17 protein-coding genes are annotated in these 17,165 nt (G+C 42.0%); 14 read left to right on the top strand and 3 right to left on the bottom strand.

Annotated features, from left to right (window positions below; translation table 11 throughout):
• Positions 1 to 29: 29 nt before the first annotated feature.
• From CFS04_RS03105 to CFS04_RS03075, 7 genes are all read left to right on the top strand, one after another.
• A complete protein-coding gene (locus CFS04_RS03105) occupies positions 30 to 1,427 on the top strand; it encodes an APC family permease (RefSeq protein ID WP_088809447.1) in 1,398 nt (465 codons plus the stop codon).
• Positions 1,414 to 2,505, top strand: a complete 1,092-nt coding sequence (aguA, locus tag CFS04_RS03100) for an agmatine deiminase (RefSeq protein WP_088809157.1) — start codon at positions 1,414 to 1,416, stop codon at positions 2,503 to 2,505. Before CFS04_RS03105 ends, aguA (CFS04_RS03100) begins: the two co-directional genes overlap by 14 nt.
• A 16-nt stretch (positions 2,506 to 2,521) precedes the next feature.
• Positions 2,522 to 3,466 (top strand): carbamate kinase, encoded by a 945-nt coding sequence (arcC, locus tag CFS04_RS03095; protein ID WP_088809156.1) that lies wholly within the window; start codon positions 2,522 to 2,524, stop codon positions 3,464 to 3,466.
• A 92-nt stretch (positions 3,467 to 3,558) separates the two neighbouring features.
• Positions 3,559 to 4,683 (top strand): agmatine deiminase, encoded by a 1,125-nt coding sequence (gene aguA / locus CFS04_RS03090; protein WP_088809155.1) that lies wholly within the window; start codon positions 3,559 to 3,561, stop codon positions 4,681 to 4,683.
• 14 nt (positions 4,684 to 4,697) lie between these two features.
• Positions 4,698 to 5,483 (top strand): MurR/RpiR family transcriptional regulator, encoded by a 786-nt coding sequence (locus tag CFS04_RS03085; protein WP_088809154.1) that lies wholly within the window; start codon positions 4,698 to 4,700, stop codon positions 5,481 to 5,483.
• 77 nt (positions 5,484 to 5,560) lie between these two features.
• Complete coding sequence (gene gorA, locus CFS04_RS03080; protein ID WP_088809153.1) at positions 5,561 to 6,910, top strand: glutathione-disulfide reductase; 1,350 nt, start codon at positions 5,561 to 5,563, stop codon at positions 6,908 to 6,910.
• A 16-nt stretch (positions 6,911 to 6,926) separates the two neighbouring features.
• Positions 6,927 to 7,601 carry a histidine phosphatase family protein gene (locus CFS04_RS03075; RefSeq protein ID WP_088809152.1) on the top strand — a complete coding sequence of 225 codons (675 nt, stop codon included), beginning with the start codon at positions 6,927 to 6,929 and terminating at the stop codon, positions 7,599 to 7,601.
• Positions 7,602 to 7,655: 54 nt separating this feature from the next.
• On the opposite strand, the gene CFS04_RS03070 is transcribed toward CFS04_RS03075, so the two are convergent.
• Positions 7,656 to 8,801, bottom strand: coding sequence for an AI-2E family transporter (locus CFS04_RS03070; RefSeq protein WP_088809151.1), 1,146 nt, complete (start codon positions 8,799 to 8,801; stop codon positions 7,656 to 7,658).
• Between the two features lie 123 nt (positions 8,802 to 8,924).
• Between CFS04_RS03070 and CFS04_RS03065 the strand changes: the two genes are divergently transcribed.
• The 4 genes from CFS04_RS03065 to CFS04_RS03050 all read left to right on the top strand — a co-directional run bounded on the left by CFS04_RS03065 (position 8,925) and on the right by CFS04_RS03050 (position 11,943).
• On the top strand, positions 8,925 to 9,308 hold the full coding sequence (locus CFS04_RS03065) for a GntR family transcriptional regulator (RefSeq protein ID WP_088809150.1): 384 nt from the start codon (positions 8,925 to 8,927) through the stop codon (positions 9,306 to 9,308).
• Positions 9,309 to 9,310: 2 nt separating this feature from the next.
• The gene (locus CFS04_RS03060) at positions 9,311 to 10,411 is read left to right on the top strand and encodes a DUF1648 domain-containing protein (protein WP_088809149.1); all 1,101 of its coding nucleotides are present in this window, start codon (positions 9,311 to 9,313) and stop codon (positions 10,409 to 10,411) included.
• A gap of 62 nt (positions 10,412 to 10,473) precedes the next feature.
• Positions 10,474 to 10,968, top strand: coding sequence for a GyrI-like domain-containing protein (locus tag CFS04_RS03055; protein ID WP_088809148.1), 495 nt, complete (start codon positions 10,474 to 10,476; stop codon positions 10,966 to 10,968).
• 159 nt (positions 10,969 to 11,127) lie between these two features.
• Positions 11,128 to 11,943 (top strand): formate/nitrite transporter family protein, encoded by an 816-nt coding sequence (locus CFS04_RS03050; protein ID WP_088809446.1) that lies wholly within the window; start codon positions 11,128 to 11,130, stop codon positions 11,941 to 11,943.
• Positions 11,944 to 11,982: 39 nt separating this feature from the next.
• Here the strand turns inward: CFS04_RS03050 and CFS04_RS03045 are convergent, their stop codons facing one another.
• Positions 11,983 to 12,498, bottom strand: coding sequence for a DUF2812 domain-containing protein (locus tag CFS04_RS03045; RefSeq protein WP_088809147.1), 516 nt, complete (start codon positions 12,496 to 12,498; stop codon positions 11,983 to 11,985).
• Entirely contained in the window at positions 12,488 to 12,814 is a 327-nt protein-coding gene (locus CFS04_RS03040) for a PadR family transcriptional regulator (RefSeq protein WP_088809146.1), read from the bottom strand. The genes CFS04_RS03045 and CFS04_RS03040 overlap by 11 nt, the downstream gene beginning before the upstream one ends.
• A 282-nt stretch (positions 12,815 to 13,096) precedes the next feature.
• Between CFS04_RS03040 and abc-f the strand changes: the two genes are divergently transcribed.
• From abc-f to CFS04_RS03025, 3 genes are all read left to right on the top strand, one after another.
• The gene (gene abc-f / locus CFS04_RS03035; RefSeq protein WP_088809145.1) at positions 13,097 to 14,689 is read left to right on the top strand and encodes a ribosomal protection-like ABC-F family protein; all 1,593 of its coding nucleotides are present in this window, start codon (positions 13,097 to 13,099) and stop codon (positions 14,687 to 14,689) included.
• Between the two features lie 90 nt (positions 14,690 to 14,779).
• Positions 14,780 to 15,964, top strand: coding sequence for an enhanced intracellular survival protein Eis (gene eis, locus CFS04_RS03030; protein ID WP_088809144.1), 1,185 nt, complete (start codon positions 14,780 to 14,782; stop codon positions 15,962 to 15,964).
• Positions 15,965 to 16,128: 164 nt separating this feature from the next.
• Entirely contained in the window at positions 16,129 to 17,154 is a 1,026-nt protein-coding gene (locus CFS04_RS03025; protein ID WP_088809445.1) for a permease, read from the top strand.
• Positions 17,155 to 17,165 lie beyond the last annotated feature (11 nt).

Below are 17,165 nucleotides of genomic sequence, written 5' to 3'. Positions count from 1 at the left end.
TTCTCCCCCACTTAAAAAAAGGAGTGGGTATTTTGGAGAAAAAGAAATTTCGTTTATTTGATGCTGTTTTGATGGCGGTTTGTGTTATTTTAGTCGTGGAGTCAGCAGCTCCTGCGGCGGCCATTGGTTCATCACAATTTTTCTGGTGGATTGCACTTTTGATTTTATTTTTCCTGCCATATGGACTTATTTCCGCAGAACTTGGGACAACGTATGATGATGAGGGCGGGATTTATGATTGGGTAAAAAGGGCTTTTGGGAGAAAATGGGGTGGCCGTGTTGCCTGGTTTTACTGGATTAACTACCCAATTTGGATGGCGAGCCTCGCCGTTTTATTCGTAGAAGTAGGCGGACAAATTTTTAAGCTGAATATTAGTACGCCAGTTTCAATTTTCATTCAACTTATTTTCGTTTGGCTAGTTGTTTTAATCAGTTGTTATCCGGTGAGCGATAGCAAATGGATACTGAATGTCGCAGCTTTTTGTAAGGTTGCTATTATGATTAGCTTAGGAGCACTAGGCATTTATTTTGCGATTACAAAAGGCTTGGCGAATGATTTTTCTGGGAAAGCGTTACTACCGAGCTTTGATTTGCAAAGTTTATCGTTTATTTCTATTATTTTATTTAACTTTTTAGGATTTGAAGTCGTGACGACGCTTGCGAGCGATATGGAAAATCCGAAAAAACAAATTCCGCAAGCGATTATTTACGGTGGAATATTAATTGCATTTTTCTATTTGCTAGCAGCATTTGGTATGGGGGCAGCCATTCCAACGTCAGAACTTTCAACGTCTAGCGGACTAATTGATAGTTTCATTATGCTTGTTGGCGGCATCAACCCATTTGTCATTATTATTGGGCTTATGTTTATGTATACGCTCATTGCAAACTTAATTTCGTGGGCGCTTGGTGTGAACTATGTAGCGATGTATGCAGCGAAGCATAATGACTTGCCTAGCGTATTTGGGAAGGTGAATAAGAAAAATGAAATGCCGATTGGCTCAAGCATTTTAAATGGGATTGTTGCTTCAGTATTAATTGTGATTGCGCCACTCATTCCAAACGAGAACATTTTTTGGGCGTTTTTCGCATTAAACGTTGTGGCCCTTTTAGCTTCATATATTATGATGTTCCCGGCATTTTTAAAACTTCGCAAAATCGATCCGGACCGCGAGCGTCCGTTTAAGGTACCTGGTGGAAAAGTAGTGCTACGACTGATTACGTTTGTTCCAGTTGTGCTACTTGTCGTTACACTGATTTTCTCAGCGGTTCCTCTAAATGGTTCTAGCGCTGAATTAAATGAAAAAATTCCAATTTTAATTGGCTCTATCATCGCATTTGTCATTGGTGAAATTTGTATTTTCGTAGCTGGAAAGAAGAAGGAAAAGAATAGGGAAGAGGGAGTGAATTCGAGTGAAAACAATTGATAGCTCACCAAAAAAAGATGGTTTTAGAATGCCAGGAGAATTCGAAAGACATGCAGGTTGTTATATGTTATGGCCAGAACGCACGGACAATTGGCGTAATGGCGCTAAGCCCGCTCAAAAGGCTTTTGCAGATGTGGCAACAGCTATTTCAAAATTTGAACAAGTAACTGTTGGCGTGTCAACAGCTCAATTTAATAATGCGCGCTATATGTTGCCAGATGAGGTGCGTGTTGTTGAAATCGATAATGATGATGCTTGGGTGAGAGACTCGGGCCCAACTTTTGTGAAAAATGATGCTGGTGATATTCGTGCAGTCGATTGGAGCTTTAATGCATGGGGTGGCCTAACAGACGGCCTTTACTTCCCGTGGGACAAAGATGATCAAGTCGCGCAAAAAATCGCTGAACTCGAAATGAAGGACCGTTACCGTTTAGCCAATTTCGTCTTAGAAGGAGGATCGATTCACGTTGACGGCGAGGGAACGCTCATTGCAACCGAAGAATGCTTGCTCTCAGAAGGCCGCAACCCGCAACTTTCCAAAGAACAAATCGAACAAGTGCTAAAAGAATATTTAAACCTTGAAAAGATTATTTGGTTAAAAAGAGGCATTTATTTAGACGAAACAAACGGCCATGTTGACAATATCCTTAATTACGTGGCACCAGGCGTTGTTGCGCTTGCTTGGACGGATGATAAAAGCGATCCACAATATGAAATCTCCAAGGAATGCCTAGATATCCTTGAACAGGAAGTGGACGCAAAAGGGCGCAAGTTAGTTGTGCATAAAATCCATGTGCCGAAGCCAATTTTAATTACTGAAGAGGAAAGTCACGGCGTAGATGCTGTAGAAGGCACATTACCACGTGTAGCAGGTGATCGTCTTGCAGCGAGCTATATCAATTATTATACGGCAAACGGAGGCGTTGTATTCCCACTGTTTGGTGACCCGAAAGACAATGAGGCGAAACAGAAGCTTTCAGAGCTATATCCAGATCGCGAAATCATTGGCGTGCCCGCGCGCGAAATTTTACTTGGCGGTGGAAATATTCACTGTATCACTCAACAGGTGCCAAGATAATCTAGGAGGAAAGCAGATGGGAAAACGTAAAATTGTAGTTGCGCTTGGCGGAAACGCCATCTTATCGAGCGATGCAAGCGCTGAGGCACAACAAAAAGCATTGGAAGAAACAGCCGAACATCTCGTGCAGTTCATTTTAAACGGCGATGACTTAATTATTTCGCATGGTAATGGGCCACAAGTTGGTAATTTGTTACTGCAACAGCAAGCGAGCAATTCGGAAAAGAACCCTGCTTTGCCGCTCGATTCATGTGTGGCGATGACGCAAGGAAGTATTGGTTACTGGATGCAAAATGCGCTTGATAAAGCGTTTCACAAACATGGAATTGAGAAGGAAGCGGTTTCGGTCATCACACAGGTCATTGTAGACGAAAAGGACAGCGCCTTTCAAAATCCAACAAAACCAATTGGCCCTTTTTTAACAAAAGAAGAAGCAGAAATTGAAATGCGTGAAACGGGTGCGATTTTTGTGGAAGATGCGGGACGCGGCTACAGGAAAGTTGTGCCATCACCAAAACCAGTTGGGATTAAAGAACACAAAGCTATTAAACAGCTTATTGAGGGCGGTATTGTGACGATTTCAGCTGGCGGCGGTGGGGTTTCCGTTGTGAACCATGACGGTGATTTAGTCGGTGTTGAAACGGTTATTGATAAAGATTATGCCTCATTAAAACTCGCGGAAATGGTGGAAGCAGATTTGCTTGTTATATTAACAGGCGTCGATAATGTGTATGTGAACTTCAATCAGCCCAATCAGCAGAAATTGACGCAAGTCACGGTTTCAGAACTGGAAAAATATATGGAGGAAAATCAATTTGCGAAAGGTAGCATGCTACCAAAAATTGAGGCAGCTACAGATTTCGTCCGGAAACGTCCAATGAGTAAGGCAGTTATCACATCGCTTGAAAATATCGGGCAATTTCTTGAAAATGAAGACGGCACGATTATTGTCGCCGGTTAAAACAAAGCAAAATGGACTTTAGTGATATTTTTCACTAAAAATCCATTTTGCTTTACGTGTTTATTGTATAATGGAAATGTGGAGGGATGGACATGGCAAAATTAAAACACGAAACACCAAATGAAAACGGATTCTTTATGCCTGGAGAATTTGAAGAACATGAAGGCTGCCTTATGATTTGGCCAGAACGAACCGATAATTGGCGGCTTGGGGGAAAACCTGCACAGAAGAGTTATCGTGATGTCGCGGTGGCGATTAGCAAGTTCGAGCCAGTTACCATGTTTGTGTCTTATGAACAGTACGCAAACGCACGTGATATGTTACCAGACAATATTCGCGTCATTGAAATGAGCAATAATGATGCATGGATGCGTGATTACGGCCCAATATTTTTAGTAAATGAAGCACGGACGAAAATGCGTGCTGTAGATTTTCGCTTTAATGCATGGGGCGGACTACTTGATGGCTTATACTTTCCGTGGGAGAAAGATGACCAAATGGCCCGGAAGATAAGTGATTTATTTGGCATTGATTATTACTTTTTGGACAAGTTCGTGCTAGAAGGTTGCTCCGTTCACGTAGACGGCGACGGAACGCTCATCACCACCGAAGAATGTTTGTTATCAGAAGGACGTAACCCACATTTGTCTAAAGCAGAGATTGAAGACGTTTTAAAAACGTATTTTAATGTGTCAAAAGTCATTTGGCTTTCACACGGTTTTTATTTGGACGAAACAAATGGCCATATTGATAATATTGTGAACTTTGCCGCACCAGGCGAAATTGTTTTATCTTGGACAGATGATAAAAATGATCCGCAATATGAGATTTCAAGAGAATGTTTTCAATTGCTCGCAAATGAAACAGATGCAAAGGGGAGAAAGTTTCACATACATAAATTATATTGCCCCACCCCAATGTACATAACGAGAGAAGAAAGTGAAGGCGTGGACGCTATTAAAGGAACAATTCCAAGACAACCTGGTGATCGTTTGGCAGCTAGTTATGTGAATTACTACACAGCAAATGGTGGTATTATATTTCCTTTGTTTGATGATGAAAATGACATAGCGGCGCGGGAACTTCTCCAAACACTATATCCAACGCGCAAAATTATCGGAATTCCAGCGCGGGAAATTTTGCTTGGTGGAGGAAATATTCATTGCATTACCGAACAAATTCCCAAAATTACGCATCTTGTTGAAGCCGTAAAATAAAGGAGCGCTTATTGATGGATTTTTTTGAAATCTCAAGTAAACATGTATCAACCTTGACGCGAAATGAACGAATTTTATTTGATTACGTTGTAAAAAATATGAATACAATTAAAAATCAAAGCATTCGTGAGGTATCGGCGGAATGTTTTGTATCCACCACGACATTTCTGCGTTTTGTTCGCAAATTAGGATTTTCAGGCTATAGCGAATTTACAACTGTACTTAAATTTACTCTTTTAAGCAAAGTAGAACTAAAACCATCTCCATTCGTTGTGGAACAAAAAGATTATCGGGAAGAATATTTGAAAAATATTATAGAGTCTGTCCGTGTATTAGAGCCGTCAAAGATGACCAAAATCACTCGAAAGCTTATGAATAAATCAAAAATTTATTTTTTTGCAAAAGGGTTAAGTAAACATGCGGCTCAGTATATTAAGTATCTGTACACGATGAGTGGCTTTTTAGTGGAGTTTCCAGAAGATTATCAATACCGGCAAGCAATTTTGCAACATATTGGCCCCGATGATTTAGTTTTTATTTTGACATATGGCGGACACGATATTGAGCTGATTCAGACTGCGCAAAAATTGAAAGCGCGCAAAACGCCGCCGATGCTAATTTCTATAACAGGCGCAGATAATAATATTATTCAGAACATGAGCGATATCAATTTATATATTTTTACTGATGAAATCGAGTTAGATGCGTTAGATATTACATCGCGAATTTCAACCATTGCGATTATGGAGCTGATTTTATACCAATTTATGGAAGATATGGATCCAGAATGCGGCGAATAAAATGCTTTTTTCTATTAGAAATCCTCTTTTTCTAGTACACTTAATTGAGAAGAGCTAGTCAGGAATGGAGGATTTTTATGAGTAAACATTACGACTATATTGTTATTGGCGGAGGCAGTGGTGGAATTGCTTCGGCGAACCGGGCGGCGATGTACGGGAAAAAGGTGGCGTTAGTTGAGCCTGTTCATCTTGGCGGGACGTGCGTCAATGTTGGCTGTGTTCCAAAGAAAGTGATGTGGTACGGGGCGCAAATCAAAGAGGGCATTGAAAAACTAGGCCCGGATTATGGGTTAAACGGAAAGGTGAATTTTGACTTTAAAACGCTCGTCAAAAATCGCGAAGCCTATATTGAGCGGCTACACGGTATTTATAAATCCAATTTAGACAAAAATAAAGTGACGGTTTTAAACGGCTTCGCTAAATTTACGAGTGAAAAATCGGTCGAGGTCGCAGGCGAAACTTATTCGGCGGACCACTTTTTAATTGCAACTGGCGGCAAGCCGACAATTCCGGATATTCCAGGCGCCGAGTTTGGAACGGATTCAAACGGCTTTTTTGCAATGCGTGAGTTGCCAAAGCGCGTGGCCGTCGTTGGAGCTGGCTACATTGCTGTTGAATTGTCGGGGATTTTAAACGCGTTTGGCGTAGATACGCATCTTTTTGTTCGCAAGTCTCTGCCACTGCGCCATTTTGATTCAATGATTTCGGAGACCCTAAAAGAATTGATGGCGAAAACGGGGCCGAAGCTGCACACGGAAAGCGTGCCTCAAGCTGTTCGAAAAAACGAAGATGGCAGCCTAACGCTTGAACTCCAAAATGGGCAAGAAACGGTCGTTGATAAGCTAATCTGGGCGATTGGGCGGACTCCAGTTACTGAGACGCTAAATATTGCCGCTAGTGGCGTAGAACTTGACGCAAAAGGTTTTGTCAAAGTTGATAAATATCAAAATACTTCGGTTCCGGGGATTTATGCGGTCGGTGATGTGACGGGGCATATCGAGCTGACGCCAGTAGCGATTGCAGCGGGTAGACGGCTTTCTGAGCGACTTTTTAACGGGAAGCTTGACGAACATTTGGACTACAATCTTGTGCCGACTGTCGTGTTCAGCCATCCGCCGATTGGGACGATTGGTTTAACCGAAGAAGAAGCAAAAGCAAAATTTGGGGAGAAAAATATTAAAATTTATTCGTCGTCGTTCACATCGATGTACACGGTTATTACCGAACATCGCGAGCCGTGCCGCATGAAACTCGTCTGCGAAGGCGTTAACGAAAAGATTGTCGGACTACACGGAATTGGAGCCGGCATGGACGAATTATTACAAGGCTTTGCAGTAGCAATTAAGATGGGTGCAACGAAAGCTGATTTCGACAACACAGTTGCGATTCACCCGACGAGCGCCGAAGAATTTGTTACGATGCGATAAAAAAGGAGGAGCTATCATGGCAAAAAAACTTGCACTTTATTTCGTTAGACATGGACAAACCTATTTAAACAAAAACCTGCGCATGCAAGGCTGGGCGGACACCCCGCTCACACCAGAAGGGATTGAAATCGTGCGTCAAAGCGGGCGAGGTCTTGCGGACACAGAATTCGTTGCCGCCTATTCGAGTGACTTGCACCGCACCATTTCAACTGCTGAAATCTTGCTTCACGAAAATAAACACGGCTTCGGTCTGCAACTTGAACCTCGCAGTGAATTTCGCGAAACGTTCTTCGGTTCTTTTGAGGGGGAAAAGGGGAGTGTGGCGTGGGACGAAATCGCCCGCTCTAACGGCTACGATTCGCAGGAAGACTTCTTTTCAAAAGTGGACGTCAGAACGATGATGAACGACACGAAAAAAGCCGACCCAACTGGCGATGCCGAGGACTTCATGACCTTTTGGACACGCGTCGAAAAAGGTTTCCTTCACGTCATCAACCAACACCGTGACACAGGTGGAAACGTCCTAATTGTGGCCCACGGAAACACCATTCGTAACATCGTCCACGAACTCGAGCCGTCCATCACAGAAAGCTTTGTCCTAGACAACGCCAGCGTAACAGTTTTAGCTTACGAAAACGGCCTATTTAAAGTTGAACGACTGAATGACATTTCGCATTTTCGAGCAGAATAAGCAAAACAAAGAGGCTGATCTCCATGTCCCAGCCTCTTTGTTTTGCGTTTTTTATTATGTTTCCAAAGTATCGAGTTCACTTTCCCCATCATCAGGAGGAGGTGCGTTCTTATCACCTCGCCGCAGTTGAATGAGTTTGACGATATTAACAATAATCGTTTTAACGACTGCGTAAAGTGGGACACCTAAAACCATGCCAAGTAGTCCAGCTAAATTACCAGCTACAAGTAAAATGACGATGATTGTTAGCGGGTGAATTTTAAGCGAGCGTCCCATAATAAGTGGCTGAAGCACGTTGCCATCGATTTGTTGCACGATGACAACTACAATAATAACGAGCAACGCCTGGAACGGCGAAGTGAAGAGTGCCACAATAACGGCAGGTGCCGCTCCAATGACAGGCCCTAAGTACGGTATAATATTTGTTACAGCGGCAATAAGCGCGAATAACAGGCCATATGGCTGGCCGATAATTAAATAGCCGATAAACGTAAAAATACCAACAAATAAGCAATCCAGAGCTTGCGAGCTAATGTAAGAGGATAATGTTTTGTTCATTTCTTGAATGATTTTTTTGGCATCTGGACGAATAACTTTCGGGAAAAACTTTTCAACGGAATCCATAAAGCGATGACCATCTTTAAACATGTAAAGTAAGATGAACGGCACCGTAACGAGAATCATCACGAAGCTTGTAAGGAAGCTTGCGATGGCGCCAATTCCTGCAGTTACACCGTTTAAGACGCTATTTAAGATTTGAGGTACCGAAATATTTGCTTTTTCGAGTTCACCTTTAATATCAAAATCATTTAATGGTGGATTTTTTGTAATGCCGCTGAGCCATTTTTCAAAATCAGACCAGTAACCTGGAATTGCTTTCGCAAGTTCAGATATTTGATCGGCAAGGATAGGGCCAATTTGAACGACTGCAAGTGTGACCACCACGATGAATGCGATGAAAATTAAAATGACACTAAGTAGACGTGGGACCTTCCTTTTTTCTAAAAAAAGTACGAGTGGGTTGAACATATAAAATAAAAATCCCGAAACTAAAATTGGTAAAAATAAAGTTGAAATAATAACCCCAATTGGTGAGAATATATATTTCATTTGAAGTAATAAGAAAACAATTGCGACAACCGCCAAAACTTCGATTGTCCAAAAGAATAACTTGCTTTCCCTAAAGCGTGATCCTTTCATTTGGAGCCCCTTTCTAAAATTCTTTTTTTATAGTGTACCATTATCCGCATGAAATAGCCATGTATAAATTGACCTTCTGCGAGAACTGTTATATTATATATATAACAGTAAGGAGGGGGAAGTATGCTCTTACAGATTGACCTACAGGCAGAAGAGCCCATCTACATGCAAATTGTCAATCAGATTATTGAAGGCATTGCGAAGCATGAGTTAAAACCAGGCGATGATTTACCTTCCGTAAGAAGTTTAGGCGCTGATATTGGTATTAATTTTCATACTGTGAATAAAGCATATCAAATATTGAAGCAGGAAGGCTTTATTTTAATTCATAGACAAAAAGGGGTTGTCATTCACCCTGATGGTGCATTTTTGGCAGATCAAGCTTATTTTGAAAAGTTGAAGCGGGCTATTCGGCCGATAATTGCGGAAGCGGCTGCGCGCAAAATGCCACTTGATGAGATGACAAAATTGGTTACTGCTTTATACAGCGAGATGGAAGGAGAATAAAAATGGAGGCAATTATCTTCATAATGATGTCGCTACTTATTATTTTACTGGAAGCGATAACCCCGTTTATTGTGCACCGGACAGAATGTTTTGGTGTCAGCGTCGGGGTCCGAGCTAACCAGGAGCCTGAACTAAAGCAAATGAAAAAGCAATACGCCTATAAAGTAGTGCTATACGGAATTTTTGTTGTATTGCTTAGTTTTGCTTTAATGGCAGCTTTTTCAGGAAATGATACGGCGCAAGGCTTTTTATTTACGGCATCGATGTTTTTAATTTTAATTATTGCATTCGTGCTTTACGTGAAATATCACCGGCAAACGGTCGCTTGGAAGGCGAACAAAATTGAGCGTGGGGAAATTGGCGAATCGAGCGTTGTCCTCGTTGATACAGCTTTTCACCGGAATAAAATGATTATTTCTTATGCGTGGTTTCTCATTCCGTTTTTGATTACACTGATTACGGTGGCGATGACGATTGTGTTCTACAGTTCAGCACCAGACGTCATACCGAGTCACTACGATTTCAACGGAAATATCACGAATGAAATGCCGAAGACCGTTCGGAATGTATCGTTGCTCATCGTGATGCAACTTTTCATGATTGGCTTATTTATGGGAATCAATTTTATCATGTCGCGCAGTAAACAGGTGCTGGATAATGATAATCCAAATGACTCTGTAAGGCGCAATCAGCTTGCGCGCGCTATTTTTAGTAAAGCAATGCTTGTGATGTGTATTTTAATGGTCTTGATGCTTTTTGGGATTCAATTGACATTTTTAACTGGGCTTAGTGCGGAAATAATGACGACGGTGACACTTATTTTCATGTTGCTCCTGTTAGTTATCGTCTTCCTGCTTGCTTTTTTCGTGGGTCAAGGCGGCTCAAGGCTGAAAATCGGGGGGACGAAAAATACAGATAAGCCCATTCGGGACGACGACAAGTACTGGAAACTAGGTATCTTTTATTTAAACAAAAGTGATCCTGCGCTCTTTGTCGAAAAAAGATTTGGCCTTGGTTGGACGATTAATGTGGCGCGACCGCTTGCTTGGATATTGCTCCTTGCCGTGATTTTGATTTCGGTTCTAATCGGCGTCATCCTTTAGTGTGCAACTTCTGCCGTTTTGTGTTATCCTTTTAGCTATAAAGCAGCAAAGGAGTGAGTGAAGTGTCTTTACAATCAGCACGGTTAGAAGAACATGAAGATCTCTTTTTAGTTGGCTTAGCTTGGCAGGGAACATTTGCCGAGGCACGCAAGGGAAATATTCGGGAGGTCATCCAGAAAATGAAATCGCTTCTAGGAGGCGAGTTTACAGAGCTTTACGGAATTTCCATTCACAATATCGAGGAAGGGCTGACGCATTATTCGGCGGTTTTAGCTGACCACAAGCCGAAACATTTGCCTGATGAGCTCGAATGGCTAGAAATTCCAGCACACACTTACTTTGTTGGAAAACACGAGGGGAAAACAGATGTCGAGGCAACTTACAAAGAAGTTGCGTCAGAAATCGAGAATCGCAATTATGAACCCTACATGACGGCTGATTTTCCTGTTTTCGATCCGCTACCATTTAAAATTGAAATTTTTGATTTAAAAGAAGACATCAACGGAGAAAGCGAGTTTGAAATCCGCATTCCCGTTGTCCGTAAAATTGTTGACTAACACAGGAAAGATTCCTGCATCATAAATAAAAAAACGTATCATGTTCAATTGGACTGATGCGTTTTTTATTTGGAAATGGCTAGAAGGAACAGACGAAATATGCTATAATGAAATCGCATTTTTGTGAATGAATTAACAAAAAGGAAGAAGTGATTGAGTTTGTCCTATTACAGTCCAAAAGAAATTACAGATGTGACGATTGAAAAGGGGATTCAAAAAGCGCGTTCGGGTACATTAAGTTTAGTTATTTTAGGATTTCTAGGAGGCGCATTTATTTCGCTCGGGTATTTGCTTTATATTCGCGTTGTAGGGACGATGCCGCATGAGTGGGGAAGCTTCGCCACATTTATCGGTGCGAGTGTGTTCCCAGTTGGCTTAGTTTGCATTTTACTCGGCGGCGGGGAACTGATTACCGGCAATATGATGGCGGTTCCGTTAGCTTTTTTTGATAAAAAAATAACTACTGCGATGCTGCTCCGTAATTTGGGCATTGTCACGGTGATGAATTTGGTAGGCGCTTTGTTTGTCGCTTACTTTTTCGGACACTTCATCGGTCTTACGGAAGGTGACTTTTTGGAAAAAACCGTTGCAACGGCGGGATCAAAAATTGACGCCTCGTTTTGGGTAGCCTTCGTTTCAGGTATCGGCTGTAACTGGTTTGTTGGTATTGCTGTCTGGTTATCTTACGGTGCAAAAGATTTTGCTGGTAAAATTTTAGCTATTTGGTTTCCAGTTATGGCTTTCGTTGCCATTGGTTTCCAACACGTTGTCGCGAATATGTTTATTATTCCCGCCGCGATTTTCGCAGGGCACTATACATGGGGGGATTTCATTTTAAATATCATTCCGGTATATCTTGGAAATTTAGTCGGTGGCGCCATTTTTGTTAGCCTTTGCTACTTCCTAGCGTTTAAAAAGGACGTACCACAACCGGAGAAAGAAGAAATTAGACAACCCGTAACAGAAAACGAGTAGTGCTTGTCACTACTCGTTTTTTTATAAATAGAAGTCATTTTAGCTTAAAGTCTTTATTTTTCTTGTTAAAGTGATAAAGATATTGCCGTAAAGAATGATGAGGAGAAGTGGTAATACAAGCCAATATGGCGATAAGGTAAAAGTTGGAAATACACTAAAAGGAATCATGATAGCTCCGAAAATTGTCCAACGTAAGCGAATTCGTTTGCAAAGTTCAATAAGTGATTCTGAATCTGTATAGAGTTGCGCTTGCGGTTCATTTGGAACAGTTTCGTGTGTGAAGTACATCCATGCCCCTTGAAAAATGGAATATTGGAAGACGTTTTGAAAGCCAGCATCCTCGTGAAGGCTTACGTACTCGGATAAATCATTTAAATCCGCTTTGAAATCAATCTGATAAGACATTTTTTTAGGTTCCCCTTGTTTAAAATAGTAAAAAGGAAAGCGGTATTTTTCAAAGTGCCAACCTGAAGCCGCCATTTTTTCCAAGTATTGTTCTTCCTTTTCAAAATTCGCGACAGTAAAAAATTTAATCGTCCGTTTCCTATTTTTCATGGCGGATTCCCCCAATATTTTCGTAAAGTTCGATAATACGTTTTTTTTCAAGTGCTAAAATTTCAAGTCCAAGAGGTGTGATTTGATAGATTTTTCGATTGCTTACTTCTTCAACGGGTTCAATTAAACCATCTTTTTTCATTTTGGAAAGACTCCCATATAAAGTTCCGGGCCCCAGCTTGATGCGGCCATTTGTTAGCTCATCGACGTTTTGGATGATGGCGTAACCATGCCTTCGTTTACTCAAAGAAAATAAAATGTAAAAGGCGGTTTCTGTCATTGGAAGATACGTTTTTCTTAAAGCATCAGTTAACATTGTATCGCACCTCGATATATTTGATGCCTTAATTATATCACGACGCGATATAGTTAGCAAGCAAAACTTGCAAAAAACAGCAAATGTCTTTATACTTAAATTATTAAATTAAAGGGGTGTTATTTTTAAGCCAATGAAATTATAATCCTGTTTTATATGAAAAAATGAATGCAAAACCATTTTTTTCGGACAGGATACGTATGCTCATTTCGCTTGTTAACATCTGCGGACTTATGTTTATTTTGTGTACTCCTATCCGGAAAATGGACAGGAGGTTTTTTTATGTTTACGTTAGAAGTAAAAGATTTGAAAAAAGATATGGGGGCAAGAACGCTGTTTGAAATTCAGCATTTGACAGCCAAACACGGAGATAAAATTGGTATTGTTGGGCGGAACGGGACAGGAAAGACGACGTTACTTGAAATTTTAGCTGGCGAAGCGGAAGCTGATGCGGGGACGGTTTTTCGTGATGGTGCAACAGGTTACATTCGGCAAATTAATCCGCAAGATGAGCGGCTCAGTGGCGGGGAAAAAACGCGGAAGTTGATTCAGGAAGTGCTGCGTACAAGACCGGAGCTTTTGTTCGCGGACGAGCCAACTTCGAATTTAGATGCGGACAGTGCGGCGCATTTAAAACGCGATTTTAAGAAATTCGCCGGGACGATTTTTGTGATTTCACATGACCGTGATTTTCTTGACGCGATTTGTTCGGAAATTTGGGAGCTTGAAGGGGAGACGGTTACACGGTACAAAGGAAATTATACGGCGTATCGTAAGCAAAAATCGCAAGAGCAGGAAATGCAGCAAAAAGCGTACACGGAAAATGTGGCGGAGAAAAAACGGCTGGAGTCGGCCATTTCGTATCGGAAAGATATGGCAGGCAGCATGGACGCTAAACAGGAGAAGCTATTTAAAAAAGGGCTGACACGGAAAGAAGTGGCATACGGCAAGATGTTTAAAGGCGTTCAGCAAAAAAGCCAGCATAAAACGATTAAGGCGACCGAAAAACGGCTTTCGCGGCTCGAACACGTCGACAAACCGTTTCAGTTTAAGCCCGTTAAAATTACGCTGCCGGAAACGCGCAGACTGAAAAAGGGCACGACGCTTCTGCAAATTTCGAAAGGGGACGTCACAGTTCCAGGGAAGAAGCTTTTTCAAACGGAAGCTTTTTCGTTAAAAATAGGAGATAAAGTGGCGCTTGTTGGGAAAAATGCCAGCGGGAAGACGAGCTTTTTGCGAGCGGTTTTAAACGAGGACGATTTTATTCGGCGGACGAAGGAAGTACGAATCGCCTACTTCGATCAAGAACTGGCGGGGCTTAAACTTTCCGACACGTTAATTGAAAATGTGAACCGTGTGAATGCCCACGACAAACAGCTTGCGATGGACGTTTTAGGTAGCATGCATTTTACGCAGGCCGATTTAAATAAAAAAGTTACGATTTTATCTGGCGGCGAACGCGTCAAGCTTTATCTATCGATGATTTTACTAAGCGATGCCAATTTGCTCATTTTAGATGAGCCAACCAATTACTTGGATATTGACGCGATGGAAGCGCTCGAAGGTATGATTCGCGGTTTTGACGGCGCCGTTTTATTTGTCTCGCATGACGGGGCGTTCGTTCGCAATGTGTCTGAACAAGTGATTCGCATTCAAGATGGCACGATGAAATGGATTCCAAAAGCGATGACGGACATTTTGAAGGAAGAGGATAGCTCTAAAGAAACAGTTGCGGAAGACAAATTGGTTGTCCAGTTACGGCTTACAGAAATCGCCGCGAAGCTTTCCGACCCGAAAATAAGTGCGGCAGAAAAAGAGAAGTTAAACGAGGCTTATTTGGAAAATAGTAGAATTTTGCGGCAACTTGAAAAGTGAATTATTGCGGTGTTTATGATAAAGTGAACTTAATTCAAGTTAAAGCGAGGTAATATTACGTTGCAGAATGATGTCCATGACAGGTTGAAAATGAAAAAAGTTGAGATGGAGCACTTAGTGCAGTTTAATGAACTTTTGCGCTATGTGTTTCAGGTGACGAACCAAGATTTGCAAGAAGTAGGATACGAGGAAGGCGAGATCGAGCAAGCGAAACGCCCCGTTTTAAAACAAGCAGATGTTTTAGGTTGGTTTGATAACGAGAAGCTTGTGTCACAGCTTGCGGTTTATCCGCTTCAGGTGAACATTCACGGTGAGATTTATGAGATGGGCGGCTTGACGGGCGTTGGCACGTATCCAGAGTACGCCAATTTTGGTTTAATGCATCAACTCATGCGGCAAAGTTTAAAAGATATGCGCGACCGCAAGCAAACCGTGTCGTATTTATTCCCTTATTCAATTCCTTATTATCGCCGCAAAGGCTGGGAAATCATTTCAGATATGATGACCTTTTCCATTAAAGATACGCAGCTCCCAAGCCTCGTTCAAGTTTCTGGCATGGTGGAGCGCACTAACATTAATCACTCAGACATAAAAGCCACTTACGACCGCTTTGCGCGCACACATCACGCAGCGATGATTCGCGGTGAGCTCTCGTGGGAAGAATATTTTCGCTGGGAAAAAGATGAACTCACAGCGGGTGTTTATTACGACGCGAACCACACACCACAGGGCTTTGTCTTCTACTGGATTGCGGACGATATTTTCCACCTAAAAGAAATGATTTATTTAACAGAAGAGGCGCGGTTAGGGCTGTGGAACTTCATCAGCGCACATTTTTCGATGGTGACCGATGTAAAAGGGCGCACCTACACGAATGAACCGATTGCTTATTTGCTCGAAGATAGCGAGATTGTCGAAACGATTCAGCCGTACTATATGGCGCGAATCGTGGACGTTCTAGGCTTTTTGGAAAAATACCCATTTCGACATCAAGGAAACGAGTATGCTTTCCATTTTGTTGTGGAGGATCCACTACTAGACTGGAACTTGGGGCCTTTCGGCGTTTCATTCGCTGATGGTAAGAAACGCATTACCCAAGAAGCAGTCGGCCCTGAAGTGAAAATTGACATCGGGACACTCACCACCATGCTATTTAGCTACAAACGCCCAACCTACCTAGCAAAAATTGGCCGCATCAAGGCAAAAGAAGAGACCATCGCCTGGCTCGAACAACTCATTCCACTTGAAACCGCCTATTTCTCGGATTATTTTTAAATGGAATAATGAGCCGAATAAAACGCAATAAGCGAACTAAGATGGCCGTTTGTCATCAGTCTGGGCACACCTTTCAATTTTGAAAGGTGTGTTTTTTTAACTTGATTTCTGCGGCTGATAGGAATAGAATAAACAAAGATTTGAAACAGGAAGAAGGTAACCAATTGTTCAGCAATTTACCTAGCTCATTTTTACAAATGAATACGATTTTTATCTCCATTTTAATAGAAGCATTGCCATTCGTCTTAATCGGTGTGTTTATCGCTGGATTCATTCAAATGTTTATCTCGGAAGCATTCATCGCACGTGTTATCCCAAAAAATCGCTTTTTTGCGGTCGTCATTGGTTCGTGCATCGGCGTCCTTTTCCCATCATGTGAATGCGGAATCGTTCCCATCGTGCGTAATTTGTTGAAAAAAGGAGTACCACTTCATGCGGGAATCGCTTTTATGCTAACCGCTCCCATTATTAATCCAGTCGTCCTTTTCTCAACCTATGTCGCCTTTGGAAGTACATGGGAAATCCCAATTTTACGCGTCGTCGGCAGCCTCGTTGTCGCAATGGTCGTCGGGAATTTAATCGCCTTTTTCTACAAAGGTGAAGGTTTGAAAGAGAAAATTTTATCTGAGCCAAACGAACAAGTTGAAACCGTCCAAATGGCGTCGCTTGAACTTGCCGGAACCGATACAACAATCACGCAATTTGCCGGCATGGAAAGCGTGGCGAACGAAACGAAAACGCATGCTCATGCGCATCACGATGGCCACGAACATCACCAACACGCAGAAATGAAATTCGGGCAAAAATTATGGCATACCGCACAGCATTCTGTCGATGAATTTTTTTCCGTCGGTAAATATTTAGTGTTTGGCGCCTTTATCGCAGCGGCCATGCAAACGTACATTAAAACATCTACGCTCATGCAAATTGGACACGGTCCCGTTTTATCCATTTTACTCATGATGGTACTAGCCTTCATTTTATCGCTCTGCTCCGAAGCAGATGCATTTATTGGCGCCTCATTCCGCAGCATTTTTTCCACACAGTCGATTGTCGCCTTTCTCGTTTTCGGCCCCATGCTCGACATTAAAAACCTCATGATGATGCTCGCGTCGTTCAAAGCAAAATTCGTACTACTACTCGTCACCTCGGTCACAGTAGTGGTGTTCCTTTACGCCCTTATTATTTAGAAAAGGAGGAG

It is taken from the genome of Listeria sp. ILCC796, assembly GCF_900186175.1.
GTDB lineage: Bacteria > Bacillota > Bacilli > Lactobacillales > Listeriaceae > Listeria > Listeria goaensis.
The sequence above is the reverse complement of the archived record's forward strand: the minus strand, read 5'-3'. Positions and strand labels throughout refer to the sequence as shown.